General features: G+C 63.5%; 19 protein-coding genes. 14 read left to right on the top strand and 5 right to left on the bottom strand.

All coding sequences use genetic code 11. The annotated features are described in order from the left end of the window. The first annotated feature begins 3 nt into the window (after positions 1-3). A complete protein-coding gene (dhaK, locus tag SO140_RS30495) occupies positions 4-987 on the top strand; it encodes a dihydroxyacetone kinase subunit DhaK (protein ID WP_449383142.1) in 984 nt (327 codons plus the stop codon). 356 nt (positions 988-1,343) lie between these two features. After that, entirely contained in the window at positions 1,344-2,246 is a 903-nt protein-coding gene (locus SO140_RS30490; protein ID WP_449383141.1) for an N-acetylmuramic acid 6-phosphate etherase, read from the top strand. Here SO140_RS30490 and SO140_RS30485 read toward each other — a convergent pair. Together SO140_RS30485 and SO140_RS30480 are read right to left on the bottom strand one after the other, a co-directional pair. Further along, positions 2,238-3,068: an IclR family transcriptional regulator gene (locus SO140_RS30485; RefSeq protein ID WP_449383140.1), complete on the bottom strand. Its 831-nt coding sequence runs from the start codon at positions 3,066-3,068 to the stop codon at positions 2,238-2,240. The genes SO140_RS30490 and SO140_RS30485 overlap by 9 nt on opposite strands. Then, positions 3,065-3,463, bottom strand: a complete 399-nt coding sequence (locus SO140_RS30480; protein WP_449383139.1) for an acyl-CoA thioesterase — start codon at positions 3,461-3,463, stop codon at positions 3,065-3,067. The genes SO140_RS30485 and SO140_RS30480 overlap by 4 nt, the downstream gene beginning before the upstream one ends. Positions 3,464-3,620: 157 nt before the next feature. Here SO140_RS30480 and SO140_RS30475 point away from each other — a divergent pair, with 157 nt between their 5' ends. The 6 genes from SO140_RS30475 to SO140_RS30450 all read left to right on the top strand — a co-directional run bounded on the left by SO140_RS30475 (position 3,621) and on the right by SO140_RS30450 (position 10,104). Next, positions 3,621-4,769 carry an FAD-dependent monooxygenase gene (locus SO140_RS30475; RefSeq protein WP_474800746.1) on the top strand — a complete coding sequence of 383 codons (1,149 nt, stop codon included), beginning with the start codon at positions 3,621-3,623 and terminating at the stop codon, positions 4,767-4,769. A 21-nt stretch (positions 4,770-4,790) separates the two neighbouring features. Beyond that, entirely contained in the window at positions 4,791-6,431 is a 1,641-nt protein-coding gene (locus tag SO140_RS30470) for a benzoate-CoA ligase family protein (protein WP_449383137.1), read from the top strand. A 79-nt stretch (positions 6,432-6,510) separates the two neighbouring features. Next, the gene (locus SO140_RS30465) at positions 6,511-7,866 is read left to right on the top strand and encodes an MFS transporter (RefSeq protein ID WP_474800748.1); all 1,356 of its coding nucleotides are present in this window, start codon (positions 6,511-6,513) and stop codon (positions 7,864-7,866) included. A 33-nt stretch (positions 7,867-7,899) separates the two neighbouring features. Continuing rightward, positions 7,900-8,958 carry a gentisate 1,2-dioxygenase gene (gene gtdA / locus SO140_RS30460; protein WP_449384153.1) on the top strand — a complete coding sequence of 353 codons (1,059 nt, stop codon included), beginning with the start codon at positions 7,900-7,902 and terminating at the stop codon, positions 8,956-8,958. Continuing rightward, the gene (locus SO140_RS30455; protein ID WP_449384151.1) at positions 8,951-9,658 is read left to right on the top strand and encodes a fumarylacetoacetate hydrolase family protein; all 708 of its coding nucleotides are present in this window, start codon (positions 8,951-8,953) and stop codon (positions 9,656-9,658) included. Before gtdA ends, SO140_RS30455 begins: the two co-directional genes overlap by 8 nt. A gap of 206 nt (positions 9,659-9,864) precedes the next feature. Further along, complete coding sequence (locus SO140_RS30450; RefSeq protein ID WP_449384150.1) at positions 9,865-10,104, top strand: DUF3551 domain-containing protein; 240 nt, start codon at positions 9,865-9,867, stop codon at positions 10,102-10,104. A gap of 117 nt (positions 10,105-10,221) precedes the next feature. On the opposite strand, the gene SO140_RS30445 is transcribed toward SO140_RS30450, so the two are convergent. The 3 genes from SO140_RS30445 to SO140_RS30435 form a co-directional block, all read right to left on the bottom strand. Then, complete coding sequence (locus tag SO140_RS30445) at positions 10,222-11,598, bottom strand: FAD-binding oxidoreductase (RefSeq protein ID WP_498543526.1); 1,377 nt, start codon at positions 11,596-11,598, stop codon at positions 10,222-10,224. 31 nt (positions 11,599-11,629) lie between these two features. Beyond that, the gene (locus tag SO140_RS30440) at positions 11,630-12,976 is read right to left on the bottom strand and encodes an FAD-dependent monooxygenase family protein (protein ID WP_474800753.1); all 1,347 of its coding nucleotides are present in this window, start codon (positions 12,974-12,976) and stop codon (positions 11,630-11,632) included. A 342-nt stretch (positions 12,977-13,318) separates the two neighbouring features. Continuing rightward, positions 13,319-14,041, bottom strand: coding sequence for a winged helix-turn-helix domain-containing protein (locus tag SO140_RS30435; RefSeq protein ID WP_449384147.1), 723 nt, complete (start codon positions 14,039-14,041; stop codon positions 13,319-13,321). Positions 14,042-14,778: 737 nt separating this feature from the next. On the opposite strand from SO140_RS30435, the gene SO140_RS30430 reads away from it, so the two are divergent. The 6 genes from SO140_RS30430 to SO140_RS30405 all read left to right on the top strand — a co-directional run bounded on the left by SO140_RS30430 (position 14,779) and on the right by SO140_RS30405 (position 23,156). Next, positions 14,779-16,386 carry a hypothetical protein gene (locus SO140_RS30430; protein ID WP_474800755.1) on the top strand — a complete coding sequence of 536 codons (1,608 nt, stop codon included), beginning with the start codon at positions 14,779-14,781 and terminating at the stop codon, positions 16,384-16,386. Next, positions 16,383-19,322, top strand: coding sequence for an AAA family ATPase (locus tag SO140_RS30425; protein WP_474800757.1), 2,940 nt, complete (start codon positions 16,383-16,385; stop codon positions 19,320-19,322). Before SO140_RS30430 ends, SO140_RS30425 begins: the two co-directional genes overlap by 4 nt. A 211-nt stretch (positions 19,323-19,533) precedes the next feature. Next, complete coding sequence (locus SO140_RS30420; RefSeq protein ID WP_474800759.1) at positions 19,534-20,331, top strand: adenylate/guanylate cyclase domain-containing protein; 798 nt, start codon at positions 19,534-19,536, stop codon at positions 20,329-20,331. A gap of 269 nt (positions 20,332-20,600) precedes the next feature. Then, positions 20,601-22,088 (top strand): apiosidase-like domain-containing protein, encoded by a 1,488-nt coding sequence (locus tag SO140_RS30415; RefSeq protein WP_474800761.1) that lies wholly within the window; start codon positions 20,601-20,603, stop codon positions 22,086-22,088. Positions 22,089-22,368: 280 nt separating this feature from the next. Beyond that, positions 22,369-22,608, top strand: a complete 240-nt coding sequence (locus SO140_RS30410; protein WP_449384142.1) for a hypothetical protein — start codon at positions 22,369-22,371, stop codon at positions 22,606-22,608. 119 nt (positions 22,609-22,727) lie between these two features. Continuing rightward, complete coding sequence (locus tag SO140_RS30405; protein WP_449384141.1) at positions 22,728-23,156, top strand: hypothetical protein; 429 nt, start codon at positions 22,728-22,730, stop codon at positions 23,154-23,156. Positions 23,157-23,384 lie beyond the last annotated feature (228 nt).

Genomic DNA, 23,384 nt, shown 5'->3' with positions numbered 1-23,384 from the left:
CGCATGAAGAAGTTCATCAATTCCGTCGACGACGTCCTGGCCGAGAGTCTGGACGGATTTGCCGCGGCGCATGCCGATCTCGTCACGTTGGGATCGGAACGCAAATTCGTGCGCCGCCGTGAGCTCAACCCGAAAAAAGTGGCGCTGGTGTCTGGCGGTGGCAGCGGGCACGAGCCGCTGCATGCCGGCTTCGTCGGCTACGGCATGCTCGACGCCGCCTGTCCGGGGCAGGTCTTTACGTCACCGACGCCGGACCAGATCGTCGAGGCCGCCCAAGCCGTCGCAAGTGAGGCCGGCGTGCTGTTCATCGTGAAGAACTATGCGGGCGACCGCATGAATTTCGAGATGGCGGCGGAGGTCGCCGAAGGCCGCATTGCGACCATCGTGACGGATGACGACGTCGCGGTCGAGAACTCCACCCATAGCATCGGCCGCCGTGGCGTCGCCGGGACGCTGATCGTCGAGAAGATCGTCGGCGCGGCCGCCGAGAAGGGCCTCGATCTCGCCGGCTGCGTTTCGCTCGGCGAGCGCGTCAATGCGCAGACGCGCTCGATGGGCGTGGCGCTGACGAGCTGCACCGTCCCGGCGGCGGGCGGACCGACCTTCGCGCTCGCCGAGGACGAGATGGAGATGGGCGTCGGCATTCACGGCGAGCCCGGACGCCGCCGCGTCAAGCTGGAGCGGGCCGACGCCATCGCCTTCGAGATGACGACGGCGATTGCGGAGGATCTTGACGCGCGCGAGGGGTCCGAGGCGCTCCTGCTGGTCAACGGCTTCGGCGGGACGCCCACGATCGAGCTCTACCTGATGTACCACGCCGCGCGAAAGCTGCTCGAGAAGCGCGGCCTGCGCATCACCCGCTCGCTGGTCGGCAGCTACGTCACCTCACTCGACATGGCCGGCTGCTCGCTCACGTTGAGCCTGCTCGATGCCGAGGCGACGGCGCTATGGGACCATCCGGTCCGCACCGCAGCCCTCAAATGGTGAGTCTCGCCTGATATGGACCACTGAGCGATCCGAACTCCGCCGCGATGGGATGCCGGCCCCGCTAGTGGGCGGTCCGCGCGCCGGTTTGCTCCCTGAAACTGGCCGTGCCATCAGGCACGGCATTTTTTTGGAAACGCTCGCGACTCAATTTTCCGTGTTTTTGAGATTTTTGTTGGGAGAAGGATCGGATCGTCTGCGCGGCCAGTTGCGCCTACCGAACTGGAACCCATGTACCAGGATCCAAGTTGGTTCGCCGGTCGCGCTGGCAGTTTCAAGCATGCGATGAACGGCGACATGCCTTTGGCCGAGCCGGCCACTGGCAACTCAGATTCGTCGCGCCACGGTGGTATGAGCCCATGAAACGAACGGATCGCGCCAATGCAACTGAAGCCGTCGATCCCCGCTTCACGGATTTGGACGCGTGGTCAGGAACGGCCGCATTGGAAGCGATGTGGGAAGGTCAGCTCGCAGCGGTCGCGGCCGTCGGCCAATGTCTTCCTGCGCTCGCCGCGGCGACGGATGCCGCTGCAGAAGCTCTCGGAGATGACGGGCGCCTGGTCTATGTCGGCGCAGGGACTTCGGGCAGGGTGGCGATCCAGGACGGCGCCGAACTGACGCCCACCTTCGCGTGGCCACAGCAGCGGGTCCACTTCATCATCGCCGGCGGGCAGAGCGCGTTCGTCACCAGCGTCGAAGGCGCGGAAGACGACATCGACGACGCAATCGCCCAGATCGATGCCGCACGGCTGTCGTCGCACGACGTCGTCATCGCGGTTGCGGCGAGCGGCACGACCCCGTTCACCGTCGCCGCATTACGCCGGGCCGGCCAGCACCAGGCTGTGACCGTCGGCATTGCCAATAACCGCCAGGCCCCGCTGCTTGCAGCCGCGAAATATCCGGTCCTCGTCGAGACCGGGCCGGAGCTCATCGCCGGTTCAACGCGGATGAAGGCCGGCACCGCCCAGAAGATCGTCCTCAACCTGATGTCGACCGGCATCATGCTGCGTCTTGGTCGCGTCTACCGCGGCATGATGGTCAACATGCTGCCCACGAACGCGAAGCTGAAGCGCCGCGCCGAAGCGATGGTTGCCCGCATTGCCGGCAGCAGCGAAACGCAAGCCGCCTCTGCCTTGGAAGAGACCGGCGGCGACATCAAGTTGGCCGCACTCGTCGTGCTCGGATACGACAAGACGGAAGCGGCGAATCTTCTCGCCAGCCACAAGGGCAATCTCCGTCGCGTCCTTGACGATCTAGGGTGACGGAGCGGGGGTCGGCGGGGCGATCGAATGACGGGCGGCAAAATCGATCAAAACTGCCCGCGCGGGACTGTCCGGCTGCAGCAAGTCCCTGTGCGTGCCGAACAAGGTCACGGCGACTTCGATCTCGCCTTGCCAGTTCGTGATCGCGGACGAGATCGCAATCAGGCCCGGAATGTAACGTCCGTCGACATAGGCGACGCGCTCGCGCCGGATTTTCGTCGTCAATGCCTCGACGCTTTCCGGGTTGGGATCGAGATCCGGCCAGCTCACGCCGACAGAAGCGGCGCGCTCGAGTTCGTTTTGCAGCCGCGCGGCCAGTTGTGGGGACGGCAGATAAGACAGGAAGACGCGTCCGGTCGCGGAGTCGAGCAAGGGAAACGTGCTGCCAAGACCGATCGACGTGGTCGTCAGATGGGGACCTCTCTCCATTCGGACCACGGTCGGGCCATTGTGGCTCCAGACAGCCAGCAGTGCCGCTTGCCCCGTCGTCGCGGCCAGTTCCTCAAGCTCATCGGAGGCGCGGACGACGAAGTTGTTCCGGCTGATGGCCGCAACGCCCAGCTCCGCAGCTTCGCGGCCGAGGTCGTACCTGCCGGAGCGCTCCTTCTGCACGGCAAGGCCCGCATGAATGAAGCTTGCCAGGTAGCGATGCACCTTGCTCGGTGGCATGCCGGCTTCGCGCGCGATATCTGACAGCGTCGCCGGCCCGTCGAAGGATCGCAGGACTCGCAGGACCGAAAGCGCGGCGTCGAGAGCCTGGATGCCACCGGGGGCCGTCCCGCCGCTCTCTTCATCAGGATCTTTCGGGCGCGTCCGTTTCATCGCAACATGTCCTTGAACTCTTGCGGCATGCTCGCGCCGCGGAGTTCGCCTGTGTCCGTGACAGAAGCCCAGGCGCGCTGTTCGAAGCCGCTCGCGATCTGCACGTTTCCGACCGACAGCTTGTAGTCGATTCGAAATCGCCGCTCTTGCCACTCGGCGATTTCCGCGCGGACCAGCAGCTCATCGTCGTAGCGGGCAGGGCCGGCAAACTGGGCGCCCACATTGACCAGCGGCGTGACGCTCCCGAAGCGGCGCTTGAGCTCGCGCTGGCTCAATCCGCATCGCCTCAGCCAGCGCTGATAGGTGCAGTCAAACCAATAGAAGTAGTTGGGATAAAAGACGATTCCGGCTTCGTCGCAATCGCCCCATTCGATCGTGAAAGCTGTCTCAAACATCCGAAAATCCTTCTGCCGGACGAGCTTAGCTCGGTGGACTTCGTTCCCTATAAGAAAAATGATTCCTCAAGACGCAAAAATATATTGCATATTAAGAAATCAATTGCATAATACGCAATAAGAAGCGGTAAGCAAAGCAACAGGGGAAGGGAAAGTCATGCGGCTCAGTCGCATTGCTGTGCTGGGGGGTGGTCCTGCGGGGCTGTACTTCGCCTACTTGTGGAAGCGTCGGCATCCCAACGACCAAGTCGACGTCTTCGAGCAGAACCAGGAAGGCGCGACCTGGGGATTTGGCGTCGTCTTCTCCGACAAGGCGCTCGACTTCCTTCGCGCCGATGATCCGGAAACCGCCGAGGCCGTTTCCGCGCGCATGGAGACATGGCGCGACATCACTCTCGTTCACCGCGGCGAACGCGTCGCGCTCGACGGTGTCGGCTTCTCCGCGGTCGGACGGCTCGATTTCATCACGCAATTGACCGAGCGCGCACGGTCCGCAGGCGCAAATCTGCAGTTCGGCACCGTCGTGCGCTCCGTCGATGAACTCGCGGGATACGATCTGGTCGTTGCCGCCGACGGCGTGAATTCGCTGATCCGAAGGACCTTTGAAGGAGACTTCAAGACGTCCCTTTCGTACGACGACAACAAGTTCGCCTGGTACGGCACCACCAAGCGCTTCGAGACACTGACCCAGACCTTCGTCGAAACCGAGCACGGCAGCTTCAACGCCCATCACTACCGCTATTCGCCGACGATGAGCACGTTCATCGTCGAGTGCGATCGCGCCACATGGCTGCGCGCCGACTTTGCGGAGAAGACCGAGGAAGAGGGCAGGGCGATCTGCGAAAAAGTGTTCGCCGACACCCTCGAAGGACACAAGCTCGTCAACAACAAGTCGATCTGGCGGAATTTTCCGTGGCTGTGGAATGATCGCTGGTCGCACCGCAACATGGTGCTCGTCGGCGATGCGCTTCACACAGCGCACTTCTCGATCGGATCAGGCACGCGCCTCGCGCTCGAGGACGTCATCGCTCTCGTCAACGCGCTGGACGGCGAGCCGCACAGCCTCCGCCGTGCACTGGAAGACTACGAGACCGCGCGCCGGCCGGTGGTGGAGAAATTGGTCAAGGCCGCAAGGACCAGCGCGGCCTGGTACGAGCGCTTTGCCGAGCACATGAAGCTGGCTCCGCTGGACTTCGGCTACAGCTATATCACCCGCTCCGGCCGCATCGACGACAATCAGCTCCGCGCGATGTCGCCTGGCTTCATGGCGCGTTACGACGCCAGTTCGTTGGTCTCGAGCACGTAAGCGATGATGAGGAGCGCTCCCATGACGGACGGAATCAGCTACGCGATCGTGGACCATGTGCCCGACAATTCGCCCGGCGCGCAGGAGATCGGCTTCGAAATCGCCGAGCGTTACAACGCCAGCGAGATCCTCTTCGACAATCTCAAAGCGGGTCGTGCCGACAAGGTCGCGATCTTTGCCGCGACTGGCAACACCAGCTATGGCGAACTGTGTATCGAGGCCGCCAAATGCGGCAATGCACTCAGGTCGCTCGGACTTGTCGCCGGTGACCGCGTGCTCCTCCTGCTGAACGACACGGCGGCCTATCCTGCGGTGTTCTTTGGCGCGATCCGTGCGGGCTTCGTTCCGATGCTGATCAACACGCTGTCGCCGAAGGACCTCATCGGCTTCTATCTCCAGGACTCGGCCGCGCCGGCTGCCGTCGTCGACGCCGAATATGCGGCCTTGTTCGACCCGGAGACGATCGCGGGGACGTCGCTGCGCGCGCTGGTCATCGTGAACGGCGATGCCGCATGCGAACCGTCCTCGATCAAGGTCCTGAATGGCGACCAATGGTTCGCCCAGTTTCCTGCGAAGCTGGAAGCTGCACCCACGCGCCGCGACGACATGGCGTTCTGGATGTACAGCTCGGGCAGCACCGGCCGGCCGAAGGGCATCGTGCACCTCCAGCACGACATGGCCTACACGGCGGATAGTTTCGGCCGCCACATTCTGGGAATCGAGGAGAACGACATCTGCTTCTCCGTGCCGAAGATCTTCTTCGCCTACGGCTTCGGCAATTCGATCACGTTCCCGTTCTCGGTCGGCGCCAGCACTGTCCTGCTCGCCGGGCGGCCCGAGCCAGCTGCCGTTCTGGACCTGATCGAGCGGTTCAAGCCGACCCTCTTCTTCGGCCTGCCGACGCTCTACAACGCGTTGCTGAATCATCCTCGCATCGGGTCTGCCGACCTGTCGAGCGTGCGCCTCTGCCTGTCGGCCGCTGAAGTGCTGTCGCAGGATATCTTCAGCGACTGGCGGCGACGCTTCGGGCTCGAGATCGTCGAAGGACTCGGATCGACCGAGGTTCTGCACATCTATCTGTCGAACACGCGCGAACAGAGGAAGACCGGGACAGCCGGCAAGCGCGTTCCGGGATACGAGATCCGGCTGACCACGCCCGAAGGGGAGCCAGTCGCGCAAGGCGAAGAAGGCGTGATGTGGGTCCGCGGCCACTCCAACGCGCCGTGCTACTGGAACAGGCCCGACAAGACCGAACAGACCATGCGCGAGGAGGGGTGGATCTGGACCGGCGACAGGCTCGTCGAGGACGCGGACGGCTACTTCACCTTCGTCGGTCGCGTCGACGATCTCATCAAGGTGAGTGGCCAGTGGATCTACCCGGTCGAGATCGAGCTCTGCCTGTCGGAACATCCTGCGGTCCGCGAATGCGCGGTCCTTGGCCTCGAGCTGCCCGATCGCCGCATGACCACGAAAGCATTCGTGATTCTTCGGGACGGTCATGTGGCGAGCGAGTCGTTGACGCGTGAGCTGCAGGATCACGTCAAGTCGAAACTGCTTCCCTACAAATATCCACGCCTGATCGAATACTGGTCCGATTTGCCGAAGACGGGAACGGGCAAGATCGATCGACAGAAGCTGCGCAGCGCTCCGTTGGTAGCCTGAACGAGCAGCCAGCTCCGTCCTCTTTAAAAGCTTATTGAATTGTCACCAGCTTAGAAACACAGGCGCACTGGAGTTCGTGATGTCCGCTGCGAATATTGTAGACGTTACCGAGGTCATCGAAGAGGCGCGGTTCGGACGCCTCCAGCTTCTGGTCCTCGTTCTTTGCGCGTGGATCGCGCTGCTCGACGGTTTCGACACGCAGGCGATCGCCTATGTCGCGCCGGTGATCGCCGAGCAATGGGGGATCGCGATGGCCGGCTTCGGTCCGATCTTCGGCGCGGGCCTCGCTGGCCTCACGGTCGGTGCTTTCGTCCTGAGCCCGGCTGCCGATCGCTTCGGTCGGAAATCCGTGATCCTGCTCTCTGTGCTGCTGTTCGGCATCTTCGCGCTCGTCACGGCGCGCGCGAGCACGCTGAACGAGCTCCTTGTCTACCGCTTCCTGACGGGCCTTGGACTCGGCGGCGCGATGCCCAACATCATTGCGTTGACCAGCGAATACGCGCCGAAGCGGATGCGCGCGCTGCTCATCGCCATCATGTTCTGCGGCTTTCCGCTGGGCTCGACGATCGGCGGCGTGATCAGTGCGCCTCTGATCGGTGCGCTCGGCTGGCAAGCGGTCTTCGTCGTGGGCGGCGTGCTTCCCCTTGTCACCCTGATCGTGTTGATCATCTGGCTGCCCGAGTCGATCCGCTATCTGATGACGCGCAACGTTGCCGACGACCGGATCGCAGGCTTGCTCGTCAGGCTCGATCCGACCATCTTGCCTTCGTCGTCGAGCCGCTATGTCATGCATGGCTCGCAAACATCCGGCTTTCCGGTGACGAAGCTTTTCGGAGAAGGCCGCGCATCCATGACGGTGCTGCTCTGGATCGCGTTCTTCATGAACCTGCTCGTCATGTACTTCCTCGTGAACTGGATGCCCTCGCTGCTCAAGGCGAGCGGCCTGCCCCTCAACATCGCGATCCTCTCGACGGCCGTGTTGAACGCCGGAGGCGTCGTCGGCGCGATCGTTCTCGGGCGCTTCGTCGACCGGCTCGATCCGTATCTGGTGCTCGGCGGCGCCTATTCCGCCTCGGCGCTCTTCATTGCGGGTATCGCCTTCGGATCCGCCAGCGTGTGGACGCTGATGATCTCGACCTTCCTCGCCGGTTTTGGCGTGGTCGGCGCGCAGATCGGCATGAACGCGCTCGCGGCCAGCCTCTATCCGACTGAGATCCGGGCCACTGGCGTGGGTTGGGCGTTGGGCGTGGGCCGCATCGGCTCGATCATCGGTCCGGTCGCAGGTGGTGTTCTGCTCGGCTTCGGGTGGAATGCGCAGTCCGTCGTTCTGGCGGCGGCAGCACCGGCCCTGTTGGCGGGCCTTGCCGTGATCGCGCTTCGCCGACGCGAGCCGGCGCTCAAGCTCACGCCGTCGGCCGCGACGCTTCATCACTAACAGCGAGACAGGCAAATGTCGCAACAAGCCATCATGGCGCCAACGGCCGACACGGCAGAGCGGCGCGCCTTCTATGACAAGATCGACAAGAGCAACCTGACGGCCCTGTGGCTCTCACTGGCCGATCTCGTAACACCCGAACCGCGAAGCGCGTGTCGCCCGGCATCCTGGCGCTTTGACGAGATCCGCGCATACATGCTCGAGGCCGGGAGCCTCATCACCGCCAAGGAGGCGGAGCGGAGGGTCCTGGTCCTCGAAAATCCCGGTCTTCGTGGCCAGTCGAAAATCACGACGGATCTCTATGCCGGCGTGCAACTCGTCATGCCGGGTGAGGTTGCGCCGGCCCACCGCCATACGCAATCCGCGCTGCGGTTCATCCTCGAAGGCGAGGGCGCCTACACGGCGGTGAACGGCGAACGTACCATCATGCACGAAGGCGATTTCATCATCACGCCGCCCTGGGCCTGGCACGATCATGGCAACCCCAGTTCCGATCCGGTGTTCTGGCTCGACGGTCTCGATATTCCCGTCATTCAGATGCTGGATGCATCCTTCGCCGAACATCTCGACGTTGACGAGCAGCCGATCACCCGCCCGGTCGGCGACAGCGACGCCCGCTATGGCCATAACCTGCTTCCCGTTGATCACAGGGGAGGCGGCGGCACCTCGCCGGTGTTCAACTATCCCTATGCGCGAACGCGCGAGTCGCTCGAGCGCTTGCGACGCGCCGCCGCCTGGGACGCATGCCACGGTCTCAAGATGCGCTACACCAACCCGATCACAGGCAATCACGCCATGGCCACCATGGCGACCTTCATCCAGCTCCTGCCGAAGGGTTTTGCGACCGCGGTCTACCGCTCGACGGACGCGACCGTGTTCGTGCCGATCGAGGGCAAGGGACGCAGCATCATCTCGTCGCGATCCGGCGAGGACATCGTGGTCGAATGGGGCAAGCGCGACATCTTCGTCGTCCCGTCCTGGCATCGCGTGCGTCACGAGGCGATCGACGGCGACGCCGTGATTTTCTCCTATTCCGATCGACCCATTCAGGAAGCCCTGCATCTTTTCCGAGAGGACCGCGGCAATGCCTAACACCAGCACCCACTCCGATTTCGTCCTGCCGCCGCCGCTTCATGCCTCGGTCGCGGTCCACAATGCCACAGCGCGCTTTCCGCTGCGCCGGATCATCTGCGTCGGCCGCAACTACGCGGCGCACGCGCGCGAGATGGGGCGCGATCCCGATCGCGAGCCGCCGTTCTTCTTCATGAAGCCTGCCGACACGGTCGTGGACGATGGTACGACGGTTCCCTATCCGCCTCTGACCAGCAACTTCCACTACGAGATCGAGCTGATCGTCGCGATCGGGCAGGGCGGCGCGGACATTCCCGTCGCGCGCGCGCTCGATCATGTCTGGGGCTACGGCGTCGGCATCGATCTGACGCGCCGCGATCTGCAGCTTCAGGCCCGTGAGCAGGGCCGTCCGTGGGACTGGGGCAAGGGTTTTGATCTGTCGGCGCCGATCGCCCCGTTGCGACCGGTCTCGGAGGTCGGCCATCCCTACGCCGGGCGCATCTGGCTCGCCGTCGACGGCGCGCTCAAGCAGGATTCCGACATCTCAAAGCTGATCTGGCCCGTGCCGGACATCATCTCGATCTGCTCGCAGTCGATGGCGCTCAAGCCCGGCGATATCATCATGACGGGCACGCCGGAAGGCGTCGGCCCCGTGCAGCGCGGCCAGGTGGTGACGGGAGGAATCGAGGGCCTGGGCGAAATCAGGATACCTGTAAAATAGGCCTTCTGAAGTCGGCAGGGCGGGCATTTCCGAAACGAGGTCGTACGTTGCTGCTTGGGAGGCGATGTTCGGTAGGGCGCAACAGAACGGCGCGTTGCGGGAACGGCTACGTGCCCGGAAACGTTTGATCTAGCTCAACAGTCGCTTTGTCGTTTCGGTGCCCGCTCACCGCCATCATATTCGCCCTGCTTTCCATTGGAGCAACGATGCGCACGATCCTGGTCGCACTGACGTTATTGGCAGCCGTCACCACCGCTCATGCGGCACACGATTATCCCTGGTGCGTCTTTGGCGGAGGGCTTGGCGCCTCAGGTGACTGTTCTTACCAGACAAGAGAGCAGTGCCTGGCTTCAGCTTCCGGCCGGTGGAACACGTACTGCGATATGAACAGGCACCATCTCTTCAAGCAGCGCGCATCGCATCCCAAGAAAGTCCACCAATATTGAGGAAGCCGTGGGACGCGTAACGGTTCAATGGCGCTGAGTAGGGCACTCTAAGGAGTAAGGGGCCACGGCAAGCCGCCGGTGGTTACGGCTGCAACATGGGTTCCCGATCGAACGGATCTATCTCTCCGGCAGCGGGATCGCAGACGCGAAGACCCGATCGGGATCGAAGCGACGCTTGAGGGCGCAGAGCCGGGCGCCATTGTCGCCATAAGCCGTCGCCGCCTGTTCGCGGTCATCCGGCCCCAACAGGTTGGCGTAGCCACCCGGCAAGGCGAACGGGGCGAGGCTCCTGCAAAGGTTCTGCGCCCATTGCCTGTGCTCCGCGCCGTTGCTTCCATCGGGCTCCCAACCGGCGATGATCTCCACCATGAAATGTTCCTGGCGCAAGCCGAAGGCGATCGCATCCGCCGGAATGCGCGTGGCCGCGCCGTGGAAGTGGTGAAAAGCGATGGCAGTGCGGGGCGACGTCTTGCGGGCGACTGCGCTAATGATCGTATCGATAGCGCCGGGCATGAGCGTGGGCAGCGAGCGCGTCCGGATCTCCCAGTGGCAGCCAGCCGCTTCGGCCACCCAGGCATCAAACGGGGCGAGCATGTCAGTATAGGTCATCGGCCCAAGCTGTGCGAATTGCGGCGCTCCAAGGGCCTGGAGGTCACCGATGATGCGTTCCCCTCGATGTTGGTCGCCGTTCCACAGCGGCGACAGCATGAGCGCGGGCTGGCCATCCGGACCGGATGTCATGATCGCTGACACACCGAGTTCGTCAGGCATGGTTTCCGCGAACGCCGCGTAGCGGCGCAGCACTGACTCGGCTTCGGTCCAGGGATAAACGATCGATCCCGCGAGCATGCGGCGCGCTTCATGCAACCGGATCCGCATGGAGGTGACAACGCCGAAGTTGCCGCCGCCGCCGCGTAGCGCCCAGTACAGCTCGGGCTCCGCATCCGGTCCGGTCGTTATGCGCCGCCCGTCCGCGAGCACCACCTCGGCACCCAGCAAATTATCCGCCGCCAGGCCGTACCGACCGTTCAGAGGGCCGTAGCCGCCGCCCAGGGTGAGGCCGGTGACGCCGACCTCACCGCAGTTGCCCAATGCCGCAACCAGACCGTAGAAACCCGCGGCGGCAGCCACGTCTTTGATCCTTGCGCCGCCGGAGACGGTCGCTGTTCGAGCGTGCGGATCCACGATGACTTGCCTCATCTTGCCGAGGTCGACGACGAGTCCGTTCGGGCATAAGGCGCGGCCCGCCCAGTCATGACCTCCGCCGCGTACCGACAGAGGAACTCCGTGCCGACGCGCACTCCGCACCGCCGCTTGCACGTCCGCGGACGTCTCACACACTGCAAATAACGCTGGCTGGTTCTCGACGGCGCCGTTCCATACCCGCCGCGTGCGGGCATAGTCGCCGTCGCCCCGTGCCACGATTCGTCCCTGCATCTTCGCACCCAGTTCCGCGGCTGGGTCGGAAGCGGTCGATTTGTTCATGACGTTCATTAATTCCTCCACTTGCGATTTCGAAAAAGGCCTACGCAACCGCCATCATGGACTTGACGCGGCTTGCCAGCTCGGGTGCGCGCAGCGCGCTTTGCGGCCTGCGGAGCCCCCGTACTTCGCAGACGATCCTGTCCGTCTCGTAATCCTCGGCTGCGAGCCGCATGAGCGCGCGCGCGTATTGCATCCTCGCTTCGAGGTCCGGCGGCCGCACACCGCGCGTCTGCGGATAAACGAGATCGTCCATCGCGACGGTCCATGGGGTTTCGAGAAGCGGCTGGATGTCGCGGACGTAGGCTTCCGCGAGGCCATCGAGCGGATCGGTGAGTCGGCAGCGCGACTCGAGCAGGGTCGCCAGAACGCAGCCCTCCTGCGCGGCGACGGACATCCCCTGGCCCTGGACCGGAGGGAAGCGGCAGATCGAATCCCCGAGCGGGATCAACCCGCGAGGGAAACGGTCGAGCTTGTCGAAAGCGCGCCGCACGCTGCACGGCATTCCGAACCGCTCGATGTTGCCGATCTGCTTCGCGCCGCGGATCGCATCGTAGACGGTGGGACGGCGGAGCGACTTGGCGAAAGCCATGAACCCGTCAATGTCGCCGGGCGCCGCCTCGCCGTGATTTACGCAAAGCGAGACGCTCCATCGTTGCCCCTCTATGGGCATGATGATCGCGAGGCGGCTGCTGGCCGGCGGCATCGGCACGTGCACCATGCCGAGCCAATCCGTCGGAGCGTCGTCGGGCTTTTCGAAGATGGCCGTCGCGTAGGCCTGATCGATGCCGATCTCGATCGCTGCCGGTTTCGCCGAGCCGATCGCTTCGAGCAAGCGAAGCGTTGGCGAAGCCCGCCCCGAGGCGTCGACGACCAGATCCGCAGCGAGGCCTCCCTCCCTCCCGCGCATGTCGTCAAAGCGCACTCCCGTCACCGCACGATTGTCGTGCGAGGCAATGACTTCTGTTACACGCGTGCGCGGCCTGAACTCGATATGCCCGATACGTTCGACCCGCCGACGACAGACGTGCTCGAGCGCGGCACGCGACATGCCGAATTGATCGAAGCCGAGGTCGCGCTGCGGGAAAGGATCGAAGCCCGGCGCTTCAAGGCGCATGTCGCGCCGAACGCGTATCCGAATGGCGCCAGCCTCGATGAGATCGTGCTCGATGCCAGGAAACAGAAATTCGAGTGCCCGGTGTCCGCCCGCGAGCAGCCCATGCGTGTGCCATGCCTGCGGCGTGCCGAAGCGAGGCGCTGGCACGTCCGGCAGCGCGTCACGATCGAACACCGTGACCTTTTCGAAGTACGGCGCGACAGCCTTTGCCGCAGCAAGACCTCCCATCCCCGCACCGATGACGACAGCTTGCTTGAGTATCGGATTTGACATGCGTAGGGCTCCCGATGGTTACGATGTCGGTCGCCACAAGCTTCGGCCGAGGCGAAGCTGAGCGAGCCGCCCGCAGGATGAGCGAGACGCGCTACGGAAGAATTTCAGGGACTGCGCATTGCGTTACAGCCGTAGCGAGGTGGTTCATGGCAACGAACGCACCGTCTGCAAGATGACTCACAGGCTCGGCTACAAGGCGCAACAACGTGCGCCCGGCAAAATCACATCGGGTCCGTTTGCGAAAGGAGATTTGAGCAACGCCATTGCTCCCAACGCAGCACGCGTCTTTCTGCCGGCGTCGCCATCGAGGCGGGGCCTCACATGGCCGGCGGGAAGAATTGGTCAAAAGCGCTCGACCGGCAGGGCAAAAACATAGCCGACGCCACGTTCGGTCCGGATCATGGGCGGTGCATTCGGATCAATCTCCAACTTGCGCCGTAGCCGCAGGACCTGAACATCGACACTCCGATCGAAGATATCTTCACGAACCCGCGTCGCATTCAGGAGATGCTCACGCGAAAGGGGGCGTTCAGGTGCTTCGAGGAACGCCAGCAACAGGGCATACTCGCCTTTGGTTAGCGAGACCGGTGTTTCGAGGGGGTCTACGAGACGTCGGCCATAGCGCTCAAGCCGCCAGCCATTGAACCTGTAGCCGCCGCCTTCCCGTACACGACTTTGCGCTGAACGCGACATTTCCCGGCGTCGCAGTATCGCGCGGGCACGTGCGAGCAATTCTCCGGGACTGGGCCTTACGATGTAGTCGTCGGCGCCAAGTTCGAGGCTGACGACAGAATCAACCTCGTCGGCGCGGTTGCCGGTGACGATGACTGGAACATCTGATTTCGACCGGATGGATCGCAGTCGATCCAGCCCGTCATGCAGGCCGTTTGGCTGGTCCATGATGATCAAGCTGGGAAGCGTTCGGGTGCAGTTCAGCTCGCTCCAGTCGGACGAGCAGCTGGTGCGGAAATTGTGGTCGGAAAAGTAGCTGCTCACCGCCTGCCGCATCAATGGATCATTGTTGACGATCAGGACATAGCCTGTCGCTCCGATCTCCTGGTTCATGTCTTTTCCCGTCAGTCATCAGGCGCACTTCCGATCTCATCGCCCCCAAATCGACGGCCGGAATTCTTCGCCCGGGTAACCCGGACGTCGATTTAGGACTGTGAGCTGCTTCATATTTCACGAAAGCGTTGATCGCAGTCGATGGCGGGTTCCCGCTTGGCGCCAAGTTCCGGCTTTCAAGTTCCGGCTTCAAGTTCCGGTTTGATACGGATGTTGAAGCGCCTGGCCTGACATTTCGCAGCGTCGGCATTTTCTCGCGTCACCACGCCGACGCTGGGCACGGCGCGACTTCCGGGTTTTCAAATTGGTCGAGCGCTCGATCTCACTGGTGTGATGGCGACGCCGGAGATCGCGAGCAGCCCACCGACCATCAACTTTGGGGTCACGCGGTCGTCGAGGATCATGGCGCCGCGCCGGAGGTCGATGCCAGGCGTCTCCGACGTCAGCCGCCAAACCCTCGCCGAATTGTGAAGGATGTCACAAGTCTTCGGGTAATCCCATGCTAGGCCTCGTCCGCTGGGGGCGGCGTATTTGTTTCTGAACGTGTCAATCGTCCCGGCAGGGTCGTTTCGGCAAGGCTTCAAATTTCTGCAAATTCCAAAGCTCTGCAAATTTAATGGGGGCGTTCGCCGGCGCGCTTGCGCAAACGGGGTCTCGGGTTCAGATTGAACGCCGGAAGCCGTGTCCTGCAGGCATGCGCGCTTGAGCAGCAGTCCCATGGGCACGAGGGGGTGCACATGCCGCGGTCTGAATCCCGGTCGAGCTGGGCGGTCGTCGCCAAGGCCGCCACGACGCTGACGCTGAAACTTGCACTGATACCTGCGCTCATGCCCGCGGCGGCATTCGCGGCCGACGCGCCTGATCCGTTCGCGTCCAATTTCGGCGTCTACCCGCCGGCGGACTCCAACCCGCCGCCGTTCGAGGGACCCTACAAGTTCCGCAAGCTGAGCCACGACTATCCCGCGCAGCCGCCCGAGCGGTCGTGGCGCGACGTCAAGCCGAAGGGCCCCATCACCGTTGCCAACGCCGCCGACTACATGGCGCGGCTGAAGGACTATGTCGCGCCGTCGCTGCGCAAGATGATCGAGGCGCCCGCGCAATGGGATCCGGCTTCGAGCGGCTGGTACGACATGCCCTGGATGGGGCCGGCGGACGCGCCCGGCGACTATGACAGCGGACGCGATCCGATCCTTGGTGCATTCACCGGGCAGATCATCCTTGGCGCGAGCGAGACCAACAGCGGGCTCAAGAGCGACACCGAAAACCACACCATCGTCTACTACGACCGCATGGCGGCGACGATGCTGAGTAAGATCTGGAAGGACGTGGGCGTCCCCGATATCACTGCCGCGAGCTTCCCCGAGGGCGGGCTCGTAGTGAAGGCGGGCGGCGTGGCGGCGACGCCGGCCGACTGGCCGGTGGTCGATGGCGCCGCGATCTGGCGCGTGTATCGGCCGCCGCTCAAGGAGATCCTCGACCATCGCCTGCACGGCTCGAACGCGCCCTACACGTTGCAAGTGACGGACCTGCGCGTGATGCAGTTCGACATCATCGTCAAGGACACCGACGCGGCGCCGGAGACGGGCTGGGTGTTTGCGACCTTCGTTTACGACAAGGATGTGCCCAAGGGCACGGGCGCCTGGGACCAGCTGGTGCCGCTCGGCGCCACCTGGGGCAATGATCCGCAATTCGATCATTATCCGGAAGGTCATCCGCCCGGCACGGCGCTCACGCAGTTCTGGCGCAATCCGAAGGCGCCTGCCTACACCGAGGCCACCCTCGGATGGGGCGGGCGCATGTCGGGCCCGATCGACATCGCCCAGCGCCACGGCGTGATCCTGGTGGAGGGCGTGCAGCGCGGCCAGCTCAAGACCGACGCCGATTGCGACTCGCCGGACGTCAAGCATACCGATGTCTCCGGCGGCTTCCATGCGTCCGCCTGCCTGAGCTGCCATGGCACCGCCCAAAGCCTGGTCCCGGCGCGGATGTATCCCTCGCCGATCATTGCGTCGCTGCCGCCGGACGGAAAGCCGTTCTGCCTCTACACACCGGGCGGCCCGCAATGGGCGCAGTGGTATCAGAACCGTCCGGGCAACCAGCCGCAGAATCTGTTGCCCGCGCTGCTGCTTCCCGCGGCCGTCTCTACTGCGAGCATGACGGCGCTGCCGTTCGTGCGTTTCGCGCCCAATCCCGCAAAGCCGGTCGATCCGCAGGCGGTTCACCGCGCCCTCACGCAGATGCCACGGGGGCTCGACTATGACATGCTCCTGATGTTCGCCATCGGCACCGCGCAGGCGAGCAGCCAGGGTTTTACCCTGCTGCCGAAGCGGACACCGGTCCATTGACCGCCTTCTGCACCCAGTGCGGCACGCCGCTCGGCGAGGGCGTCAAGTTCTGCGGCGCCTGCGGCGCGCGGATTGCCGAGGCGAAGCCGGTGACGGTCCGGCTTGCGCTTGGCGAACGCCGCAGCATGACCGTGCTGTTCGCCGATCTCGTCGGCTCGACCCAGATGATCGACGGGCGCGATCCCGAAGAGCTGCTCGACGGCCTCGCCGCCTATCGCATGGCCATCCGCGAGACCGTCGACGGCTTCGGCGGTTTCATCCTGCATCATCTCGGCGACGGCGTGGTGGTCTGCTTCGGCTACCCGATCGCCAATGAGGACGCCGCCGAGCGTGCGGTTCGCGCCGGTCTTGCCATCGTCGACAAGGTCGCGCGGCTTGCGCCTGCGGTCGCCGGCACGCCGCTTCAGGTCCGCGTCGGCATCGCCACCGGTGTGATCGTCGGGCAGGGCAATGCGGCCACCGCACGCATCGAGGACAATTTCACCGGCGCGGCGCTCAACATTGCCGGACGGTTGCAGTCGCTGGCTGCGCCGGGCGAGGTCATCATGGCGCAGTCGACCGCGCGCCTGGTCGAGGGTGTGTTCGAGGCTCGCGCGCTCGGGCCGCAAACGCTGAAGGGGTTCGCCGAGCCGATCGCGGCGTTCGTGCCCACCGGGATTCGCGCCGGCCGCAGCCGCTTCGAGCGGCGGCTCGATATCGCCCGCGCTCCGCTCATCAATCGCCATGTCGAGCGCGATGCGCTTCGGCGCCTGTTCGACGCGGCCTGCGGGGGATCGGCGCAGTTCATCAATCTCGTCGGCGAAGCCGGCATCGGCAAGTCGCGCCTTGCGCACGTGCTGGACGAGACCGCGCCGGACGCCGCGTTCCAGACCGTCAATTTGCAATGCAATGCCGCGCTCGCCAACACCGTGCTGCATCCCCACATCGATCTGCTGCAGCGTCAGTGCGGCATCGCGGCCCATGACGAAGACGGCGTGCGGCTCCACAAGCTGCGCGTGTTTCTCGACGGCCGGCCGGTGGCCGATCCCGAAGCGCCGGCGCTGCTCGCGAGCCTGCTCGGCATCGCCGGCGAGGACGTGCCCCCCGTCCGCATGAGCCCGCCCGAGCAGCGCGCGCGCACGCTCGCGATCCTGCAGGAGCTCATGGTCGCGCAAGCGCGTGAGAAGCCGCTGGTCGTCGTCTATGAGGATCTGCACTGGGCCGATCCCACCTCGCTCGATTTCCTCTCCGGCTTCGTCGAGGCAAACCCCGCCGCACCCCTGATGATGATCGCGACCACGCGACCCGGATCACGGCTCGAATGGGCCGCGCGCGAGAGCGTGACCACCCTCGCGGTCGACCGGTTGACGGCGGACGATTCTTCCCGTTTTGCCGAAGCGATCGGGCGCGACATCGGGCTGTCGCCCACCGACGTGTCGCGCATCGTCGCGAAGACCGACGGCGTGCCGCTGTTCGTCGAAGAGATGACGCGCATGATGCTGGAGTCGCCGGATCGTATCCGCCGCGGCGATCTGCCCGAAACCCTTTCCGACCTGTTGACCGAGCGGCTTGATCGACTCGGCCCGGCCCGGCGCGTGATCCAGGTCTGCGCCGTGATCGGGCGCGAGTTCGCGCCCGCGTTGCTCGCCGCGGTGACGGAGCAGTCCCTTGACGAACTCGACGGGCCCCTGCAGGCAATCCTCGCCTCCGGCCTGGTCGGCCAGGGGCCGGGCGAGAACCTCAGTTTCAAGCATGCGCTGATCCAGGATGCCGCCTACGCCTCGCTGCTCGCGCGGCCGCGGCGCGAGCTGCACGAACGTGTCGCGCAGCGACTGATCTCGGACTTCACTGAGATCGCCGAGCGCGAGCCGGAGATTGTCGCCCGTCATTTCACCCTCGGCGGCAAGCCGCATGCGGCCGCCGGATGGTGGCTGCGCGCGGGGGGCGCCGCGATCGGGCGCGGCAGCGCGCAGGAGGCGGCGGCGTTGTTGCAGGCCGGTCTCGATGCGCTCGCCGACCAGCCCGATGACGAGGCGCGCAGGCGCGAGGAGCTCGGCCTGCTCGCCGTGCTCGGCCCGGCCCAGATGGTGATGAAGGGCCCCGGCAGTCCCGATTTCGGCGCCGTGCAGCGGCGCGCCTATGACACCTGCCGCGCGCTGCCCGACACGCCGTCCTTGTTTCGCATCACCTATGGCCTTGCGCTGTATCACTGGGGCAAGGCCGAATTTGCAACCGCGCTGCCGCTCGCCGAAGCGCTCGATGCGATGAAGGCCCGAGACCCCAGCGAAGAGCACACGCTCGCGGCCGGCAACATGAACGGCATGATCCGCCTGCATCTCGGCGACGCGATGGAAGCGCGCAAACGCCTGAGCGAGACGGTCGGGCTTTACCGGCCGGAGCGCCACGCGCCGCTCTATCCGCACTACATGATGGATTTCGGCGTATTCGGCCGCTTCTATCTCGGCATCGCCTGCGCGATGACGGGCGCGGGCGAGGCCGGCGCGGCTCATGCGCGGGACGCGGTGCCGCTTGCAGAGGCGCTCGGCCAACCGCATTCACGCGGCTTTTCCATGCTCGCCAATTTCATCGTCGCGATGCTGCGCGACGACGTCGCGACCGCCCGCGACTGGGCGACGCGCTGCCGCCCGTTCTGCGTCGAGATGGGCTTTCCGGAATTCGTCGCCTTCGCCGACGTCGCGCTCGGCTGGGCCGACATTCAGGACGGCGCGGTGGAGAGCGGCCTTGCGCGCCTCGACGAGGGCATCGCCGCCTGGAAGGCCACTGGCTTCGAGACCTGGCAGACCTGGTTCGGTGCGCTCCGCGCGCAGGCGCTGATCGAGCTCGGTCGCCACGACGAAGCCCGCGCTGAGGTCGCCGAACAGGAGCGTCGCGCCGCGCAAAACGGCGAGCGCCTGTTTGCGCAGTATTTGGCGGAGGCCGTGCCGTCGTCGGCGTGAATGGCTGGGGCGTATTGCCAATGCCTCCGTCGCCCGGCCCGGCAGACGGCGCCAAGCGCGCTTGAGGCATGATCGCCACAGCGGCGCGCAACGCCCTTTCGTCGCCTTTGTCGGAGATCGTCGGTCAGGCGGCGCGGTTGCCAACGCAGGGGTGTACGATTACGTTTTGAAGCAGGCTTTCCCAAACGTTCCTGCGAATGGCCGTACGTTCATGCCAAAATTCCTTCGCATCGGAGTCCATCAGTCGAACGTTTCCGGATACACGTCGAAGGCGTGGTGTGTTCGGCGCGTTGGCTCGGCGGTTTTCCTGAAGTGGGGCGCCGTGGAAGTCCATGGCGCCGGAGACGGGCGGAAGGTTTACTGGACGCTTGCGCCGAGAGAGAAAACAGTTCGTTGCGGCACGGCGCAGCGTGCCCAGGACTATGCAAAAGCCGCGATCGCGCGGCGCCGCAACCATCGTTACGAACCGCTGGCCGGGCCGATTGCGCTCCGGCGCAGATCCGTCGAGCGCGGCACCGAGCTCAAACAGGCGCTCGCCACGATCCTGATCGTCGATATCGTCCGCTCCACCGAAAAGGCTGCAAAGCTCGGCGATGCGCGTTGGACAAAGGTGATGGGCCACTATTACGCGGCCGTGCGCAAAGAGCTGAAGACGTCGCGCGGAAAGGAGGTCGTGACGACGGGGGACGGAGTGCTGGCGACGTTCAAGGCGCCGGCTGCCGGGGTCAATTGCGCGACAGCGATCCAAAAGGCCGTGCGCACGCTCGGGCTCGAGATCAGGGTAGGGCTGCATGCGGGCGAGTACACGGTGAGCGGGGGCGAAATGGTCGGTCTTGCCTTTCACATCGGCACGCGCATCGCCGCGAAAGCGCGCGCCGGTGAAGTCCTGGTCTCGAGCGCGGTCAAGGACCTGCTCGCGTCGCACGCGCAAATCCGCTTCAGGGATCACGGCGTTCACCAGCTCAAAGGCGTGCCCGAGCGATGGCGGCTGTTCCGGGTCGAAGATTAAGGGGCCTTCGGGAGGGGCGCTGGGAATTACGGTGCACTTAATTCGTGCGCCTTCGAACCTGCGAAAGCGGCGGGGTTATTGAGTGCATTGTCACCGTGCTCCTTACCGAACTCTTCAAAAGTTGAGGAGCGTGTCGATGATGGATGTCCAGACCGCATGCGCGAGCGATAAGCGGACAGTCGCCGCCCACGCGCTTCCAGCGTGATATGATCATCCGAAGAACATAGTTTGATCGTTGATGCTGCGATGCATGATTGGATCAGTGACAAATGCTTCGTTCTGTAGCCAGAGCGCTGTTGGGAGGAGCCCTATTTATCGGGCCGATGCCTTGCCTTCTTGCGCAAGAAGCTCCGATGTACCCTCCAATCTCCGGATCTGGATCTCCTGGCGGTCCTGTTTATCCACTCAAAGCAAGCCGCAACAACCGCTATCTCGTCGACCAGAAAAACACTCCGTTCCTGATGGTCGGAGACTCCCCACAACAATTGATCACCAGTTTGTCGCAGAGCGAGGCGGCGGCTTTTATGGTCAATCGTCGGAGCTATGGCATCAACACGCTTTGGATCAACCTGCTTTGCATTTTCACTGAAGCGAGTTGCAACATAGAGGCAAAGACGTTTGATGGAATTGCACCTTTTCTGGTTCCGGGCGACCTTGCAACACCAAATCCGGCGTACTTTCAGCGGGTCGACGATATGCTCCGCATTGCGGCGGATCACGGCATGGTCGTACTCCTGGACCCCATCGAGACGATCAGCTGGCTGGATTTCCTCCGAAAGAACGGCAAGTCCAAAGCATTCGCGTACGGGCAATATTTGGGAAGTCGCTACAAGGATTTTCCCAACCTTGTCTGGATGCATGGTAACGACCTGCAGTCATGGCAAAATGCTGCCGACGACGATTTAGTGAAGGCCGTCGCACGCGGGATCAGAAGCATCGATAAAAACCACATCCATACGGTCGAGCTCAACTATACGACCAGCGGTTCTCTGGACGACGATTCATGGGCGCCCCTCATCGAGCTCGATGCGGCATACACCTACTTTCCCACCTATGCGCAGGTTCTAACTGAATACAATCGCGCGAACTTCAAGCCCGTCTTCATGGTGGAAGCCAACTACGAGTTCGAGGGGCAACTCACTGGTGACAGTTCTACGCGAAACTTGCGACAACAAGAGTATTGGTCGATGCTCAGCGGCGCCGCGGGACAGCTTTATGGCAGCGCCCACTCCTGGCAGCTTCGGAAGGGATGGGAAGCCAAGCTGGATACGTCGGGCGTAATCCAGCTAAGCCACATGGAAAAGCTTTTCGCCTCGCGAAGATGGTATGATCTGGTGCCCGATCAAACCCACGCAGTCGTGACTGCTGGCTATGACTACTTTTCGTGTGCTGTCGGAAAATTCATGGCGTACGCTGGCCATGACCAAGACTCGCTGATGTCAAGGGCGCTCGGTCGTTTCCGAAAGTATTGGGGCATTGGATACATCACAAGCAACACTTGCGCGACGGCTGCCCGAACACCCAATGGCTCGCTGGTGATCGTTTACATGCCATCAATTCGGACCATCACGGTCGACATGTCCAGGCTCGCGGGCACGGCGACGGCTCGCTGGTACGATCCCACGAGTGGAGAGTACACGGACGTGACGGGATCTCCTTTCGCCAATGAGGGGAGCAGGCGGTTCACTCCTTCGGGAGTCAACAAATCTGGTGAAGGCGACTGGGTCTTGGTGCTCGAAGCGTCGCCTCCGCCCTGAGGGGCAATTGCCAAGTCTTCTTCTTCTGCCGCGGCCACGACTTGCGGCCTTTGGGCTTACTACTGGCCGCTCAAGGGCAACGTCGCCTTTGGGGGCAGACTCGGAATAACTCGCTTTGAGCGCAACGAGTCCGGTTTACGTCAATCAGCCGACAGGGGGCCAAAGCGTGCGAAGCGGGCCGATAGGCGATATCCCGATGCTCCTTGATTTGGCTCAATAACCCTCGTCGGTGTCGGCCTAGCGTGCACCGCTCGGGTGGGGACACGCGGGGGTGCCCGTCATGTCCGAGAGTACCGCAAATCGGTTCCGCTGGAAGGCCGAGGAATGCTGCAAATCTGCGAGGCAGGCAGACGATCCGATCGATAAGGAAGCTTGGCTGCAACTCGCCAGCGAATGGCTGAAGTTGGCCAAGGATGCCGCCTTGCGCCAAGGTGACTTTGAGAGCTTGAGCGATCTAGCGAGTCAACTCGACATGCTGATCGAGGAGACTGAGGATAAGGGCCCCCGCGGTGAGCAATGAGTAGGGCCATCTCGGTTCTCCCTTGAACGCGAGATGGTCGTCGAGTGCGCGAGCAATTGCCTGCCTGACCATGACCAAGGCGCTCACTGACCTAGGTCGGTGCTTTTCGGGAGGTTCTCATGGACGATCTGACTGCCGCATCTGTCGCGTCCCTGGATATTGACGCCTCACCTACCAAGCGCGCGGCGCTATTGGTCTTGGTATCCGTTTTTGCACTCATCGCTTCCGCCAACGCAAAGGCTGACGAACAGCTGTTGTCATGCTGGGGAACAGTTGAAGTGATCCATCAAGGCAAACAGGTCAACCGAGTAGGCGAGAGGTCTTCCATTGCGGTCGCTGTTGATATTGGCAAACAGACTTTGATGATAAATGACGTGAAATGGACGATGTCCGGAGATTTGTCGGGGGTAACGGTCGCTTCAACGGATCCGGACAAAGGCGGCGTCACGCTCAACCGCGTAACCGGTGCGTTGATTGCTCAGTTCATTGAACGCGATGGTCTCAAGAAATTCAATGGCGAGTGCAAACCAGCGCAGAGACTGTTTTGAAAGGGGCGGCCCGCCAATGCCGCGCGTTCGAAGCGGCGGAACGCATTCGGCACCGGGCAAGAACCTAGGGTTGGTTGTTTCGTTGGTGGAGGAAAAGGCGAAGCGCGAGAAGCCGCCCCAAATCCTTGTGAGCAGCCTGAGACATAGGTGACGGTACGTACCGGACACATGGGTTACACTTTCCGCTTTTGTTCTGCGGGAGGTGTGGATGCCGTGGAAAGCGAGTTC

The sequence above is a fragment of the Bradyrhizobium sp. UFLA05-108 genome (assembly GCF_059803455.1).
Note: the sequence above shows the minus strand (reverse complement) of the source record. Positions and strands in the feature narration are given on the sequence as shown.

Coding starts and splice junctions, on each gene's coding strand:
- SO140_RS30420 (WP_474800759.1), top strand. CDS start 19,534: ATGCCAAAATTCCTTCGCATCGGAGTCCATCAGTCGAACGTTTCCGGA.
- SO140_RS30465 (WP_474800748.1), top strand. CDS start 6,511: ATGTCCGCTGCGAATATTGTAGACGTTACCGAGGTCATCGAAGAGGCG.
- SO140_RS30485 (WP_449383140.1), bottom strand. CDS start 3,068: ATGAAACGGACGCGCCCGAAAGATCCTGATGAAGAGAGCGGCGGGACG.
- SO140_RS30410 (WP_449384142.1), top strand. CDS start 22,369: ATGTCCGAGAGTACCGCAAATCGGTTCCGCTGGAAGGCCGAGGAATGC.
- gtdA (WP_449384153.1), top strand. CDS start 7,900: ATGGCGCCAACGGCCGACACGGCAGAGCGGCGCGCCTTCTATGACAAG.
- SO140_RS30415 (WP_474800761.1), top strand. CDS start 20,601: ATGCTTCGTTCTGTAGCCAGAGCGCTGTTGGGAGGAGCCCTATTTATC.
- SO140_RS30480 (WP_449383139.1), bottom strand. CDS start 3,463: ATGTTTGAGACAGCTTTCACGATCGAATGGGGCGATTGCGACGAAGCC.
- SO140_RS30445 (WP_498543526.1), bottom strand. CDS start 11,598: ATGAACGTCATGAACAAATCGACCGCTTCCGACCCAGCCGCGGAACTG.
- SO140_RS30475 (WP_474800746.1), top strand. CDS start 3,621: ATGCGGCTCAGTCGCATTGCTGTGCTGGGGGGTGGTCCTGCGGGGCTG.
- SO140_RS30490 (WP_449383141.1), top strand. CDS start 1,344: ATGAAACGAACGGATCGCGCCAATGCAACTGAAGCCGTCGATCCCCGC.
- SO140_RS30430 (WP_474800755.1), top strand. CDS start 14,779: ATGCCGCGGTCTGAATCCCGGTCGAGCTGGGCGGTCGTCGCCAAGGCC.
- dhaK (WP_449383142.1), top strand. CDS start 4: ATGAAGAAGTTCATCAATTCCGTCGACGACGTCCTGGCCGAGAGTCTG.
- SO140_RS30455 (WP_449384151.1), top strand. CDS start 8,951: ATGCCTAACACCAGCACCCACTCCGATTTCGTCCTGCCGCCGCCGCTT.
- SO140_RS30470 (WP_449383137.1), top strand. CDS start 4,791: ATGACGGACGGAATCAGCTACGCGATCGTGGACCATGTGCCCGACAAT.
- SO140_RS30435 (WP_449384147.1), bottom strand. CDS start 14,041: ATGAACCAGGAGATCGGAGCGACAGGCTATGTCCTGATCGTCAACAAT.
- SO140_RS30450 (WP_449384150.1), top strand. CDS start 9,865: ATGCGCACGATCCTGGTCGCACTGACGTTATTGGCAGCCGTCACCACC.
- SO140_RS30405 (WP_449384141.1), top strand. CDS start 22,728: ATGGACGATCTGACTGCCGCATCTGTCGCGTCCCTGGATATTGACGCC.
- SO140_RS30440 (WP_474800753.1), bottom strand. CDS start 12,976: ATGTCAAATCCGATACTCAAGCAAGCTGTCGTCATCGGTGCGGGGATG.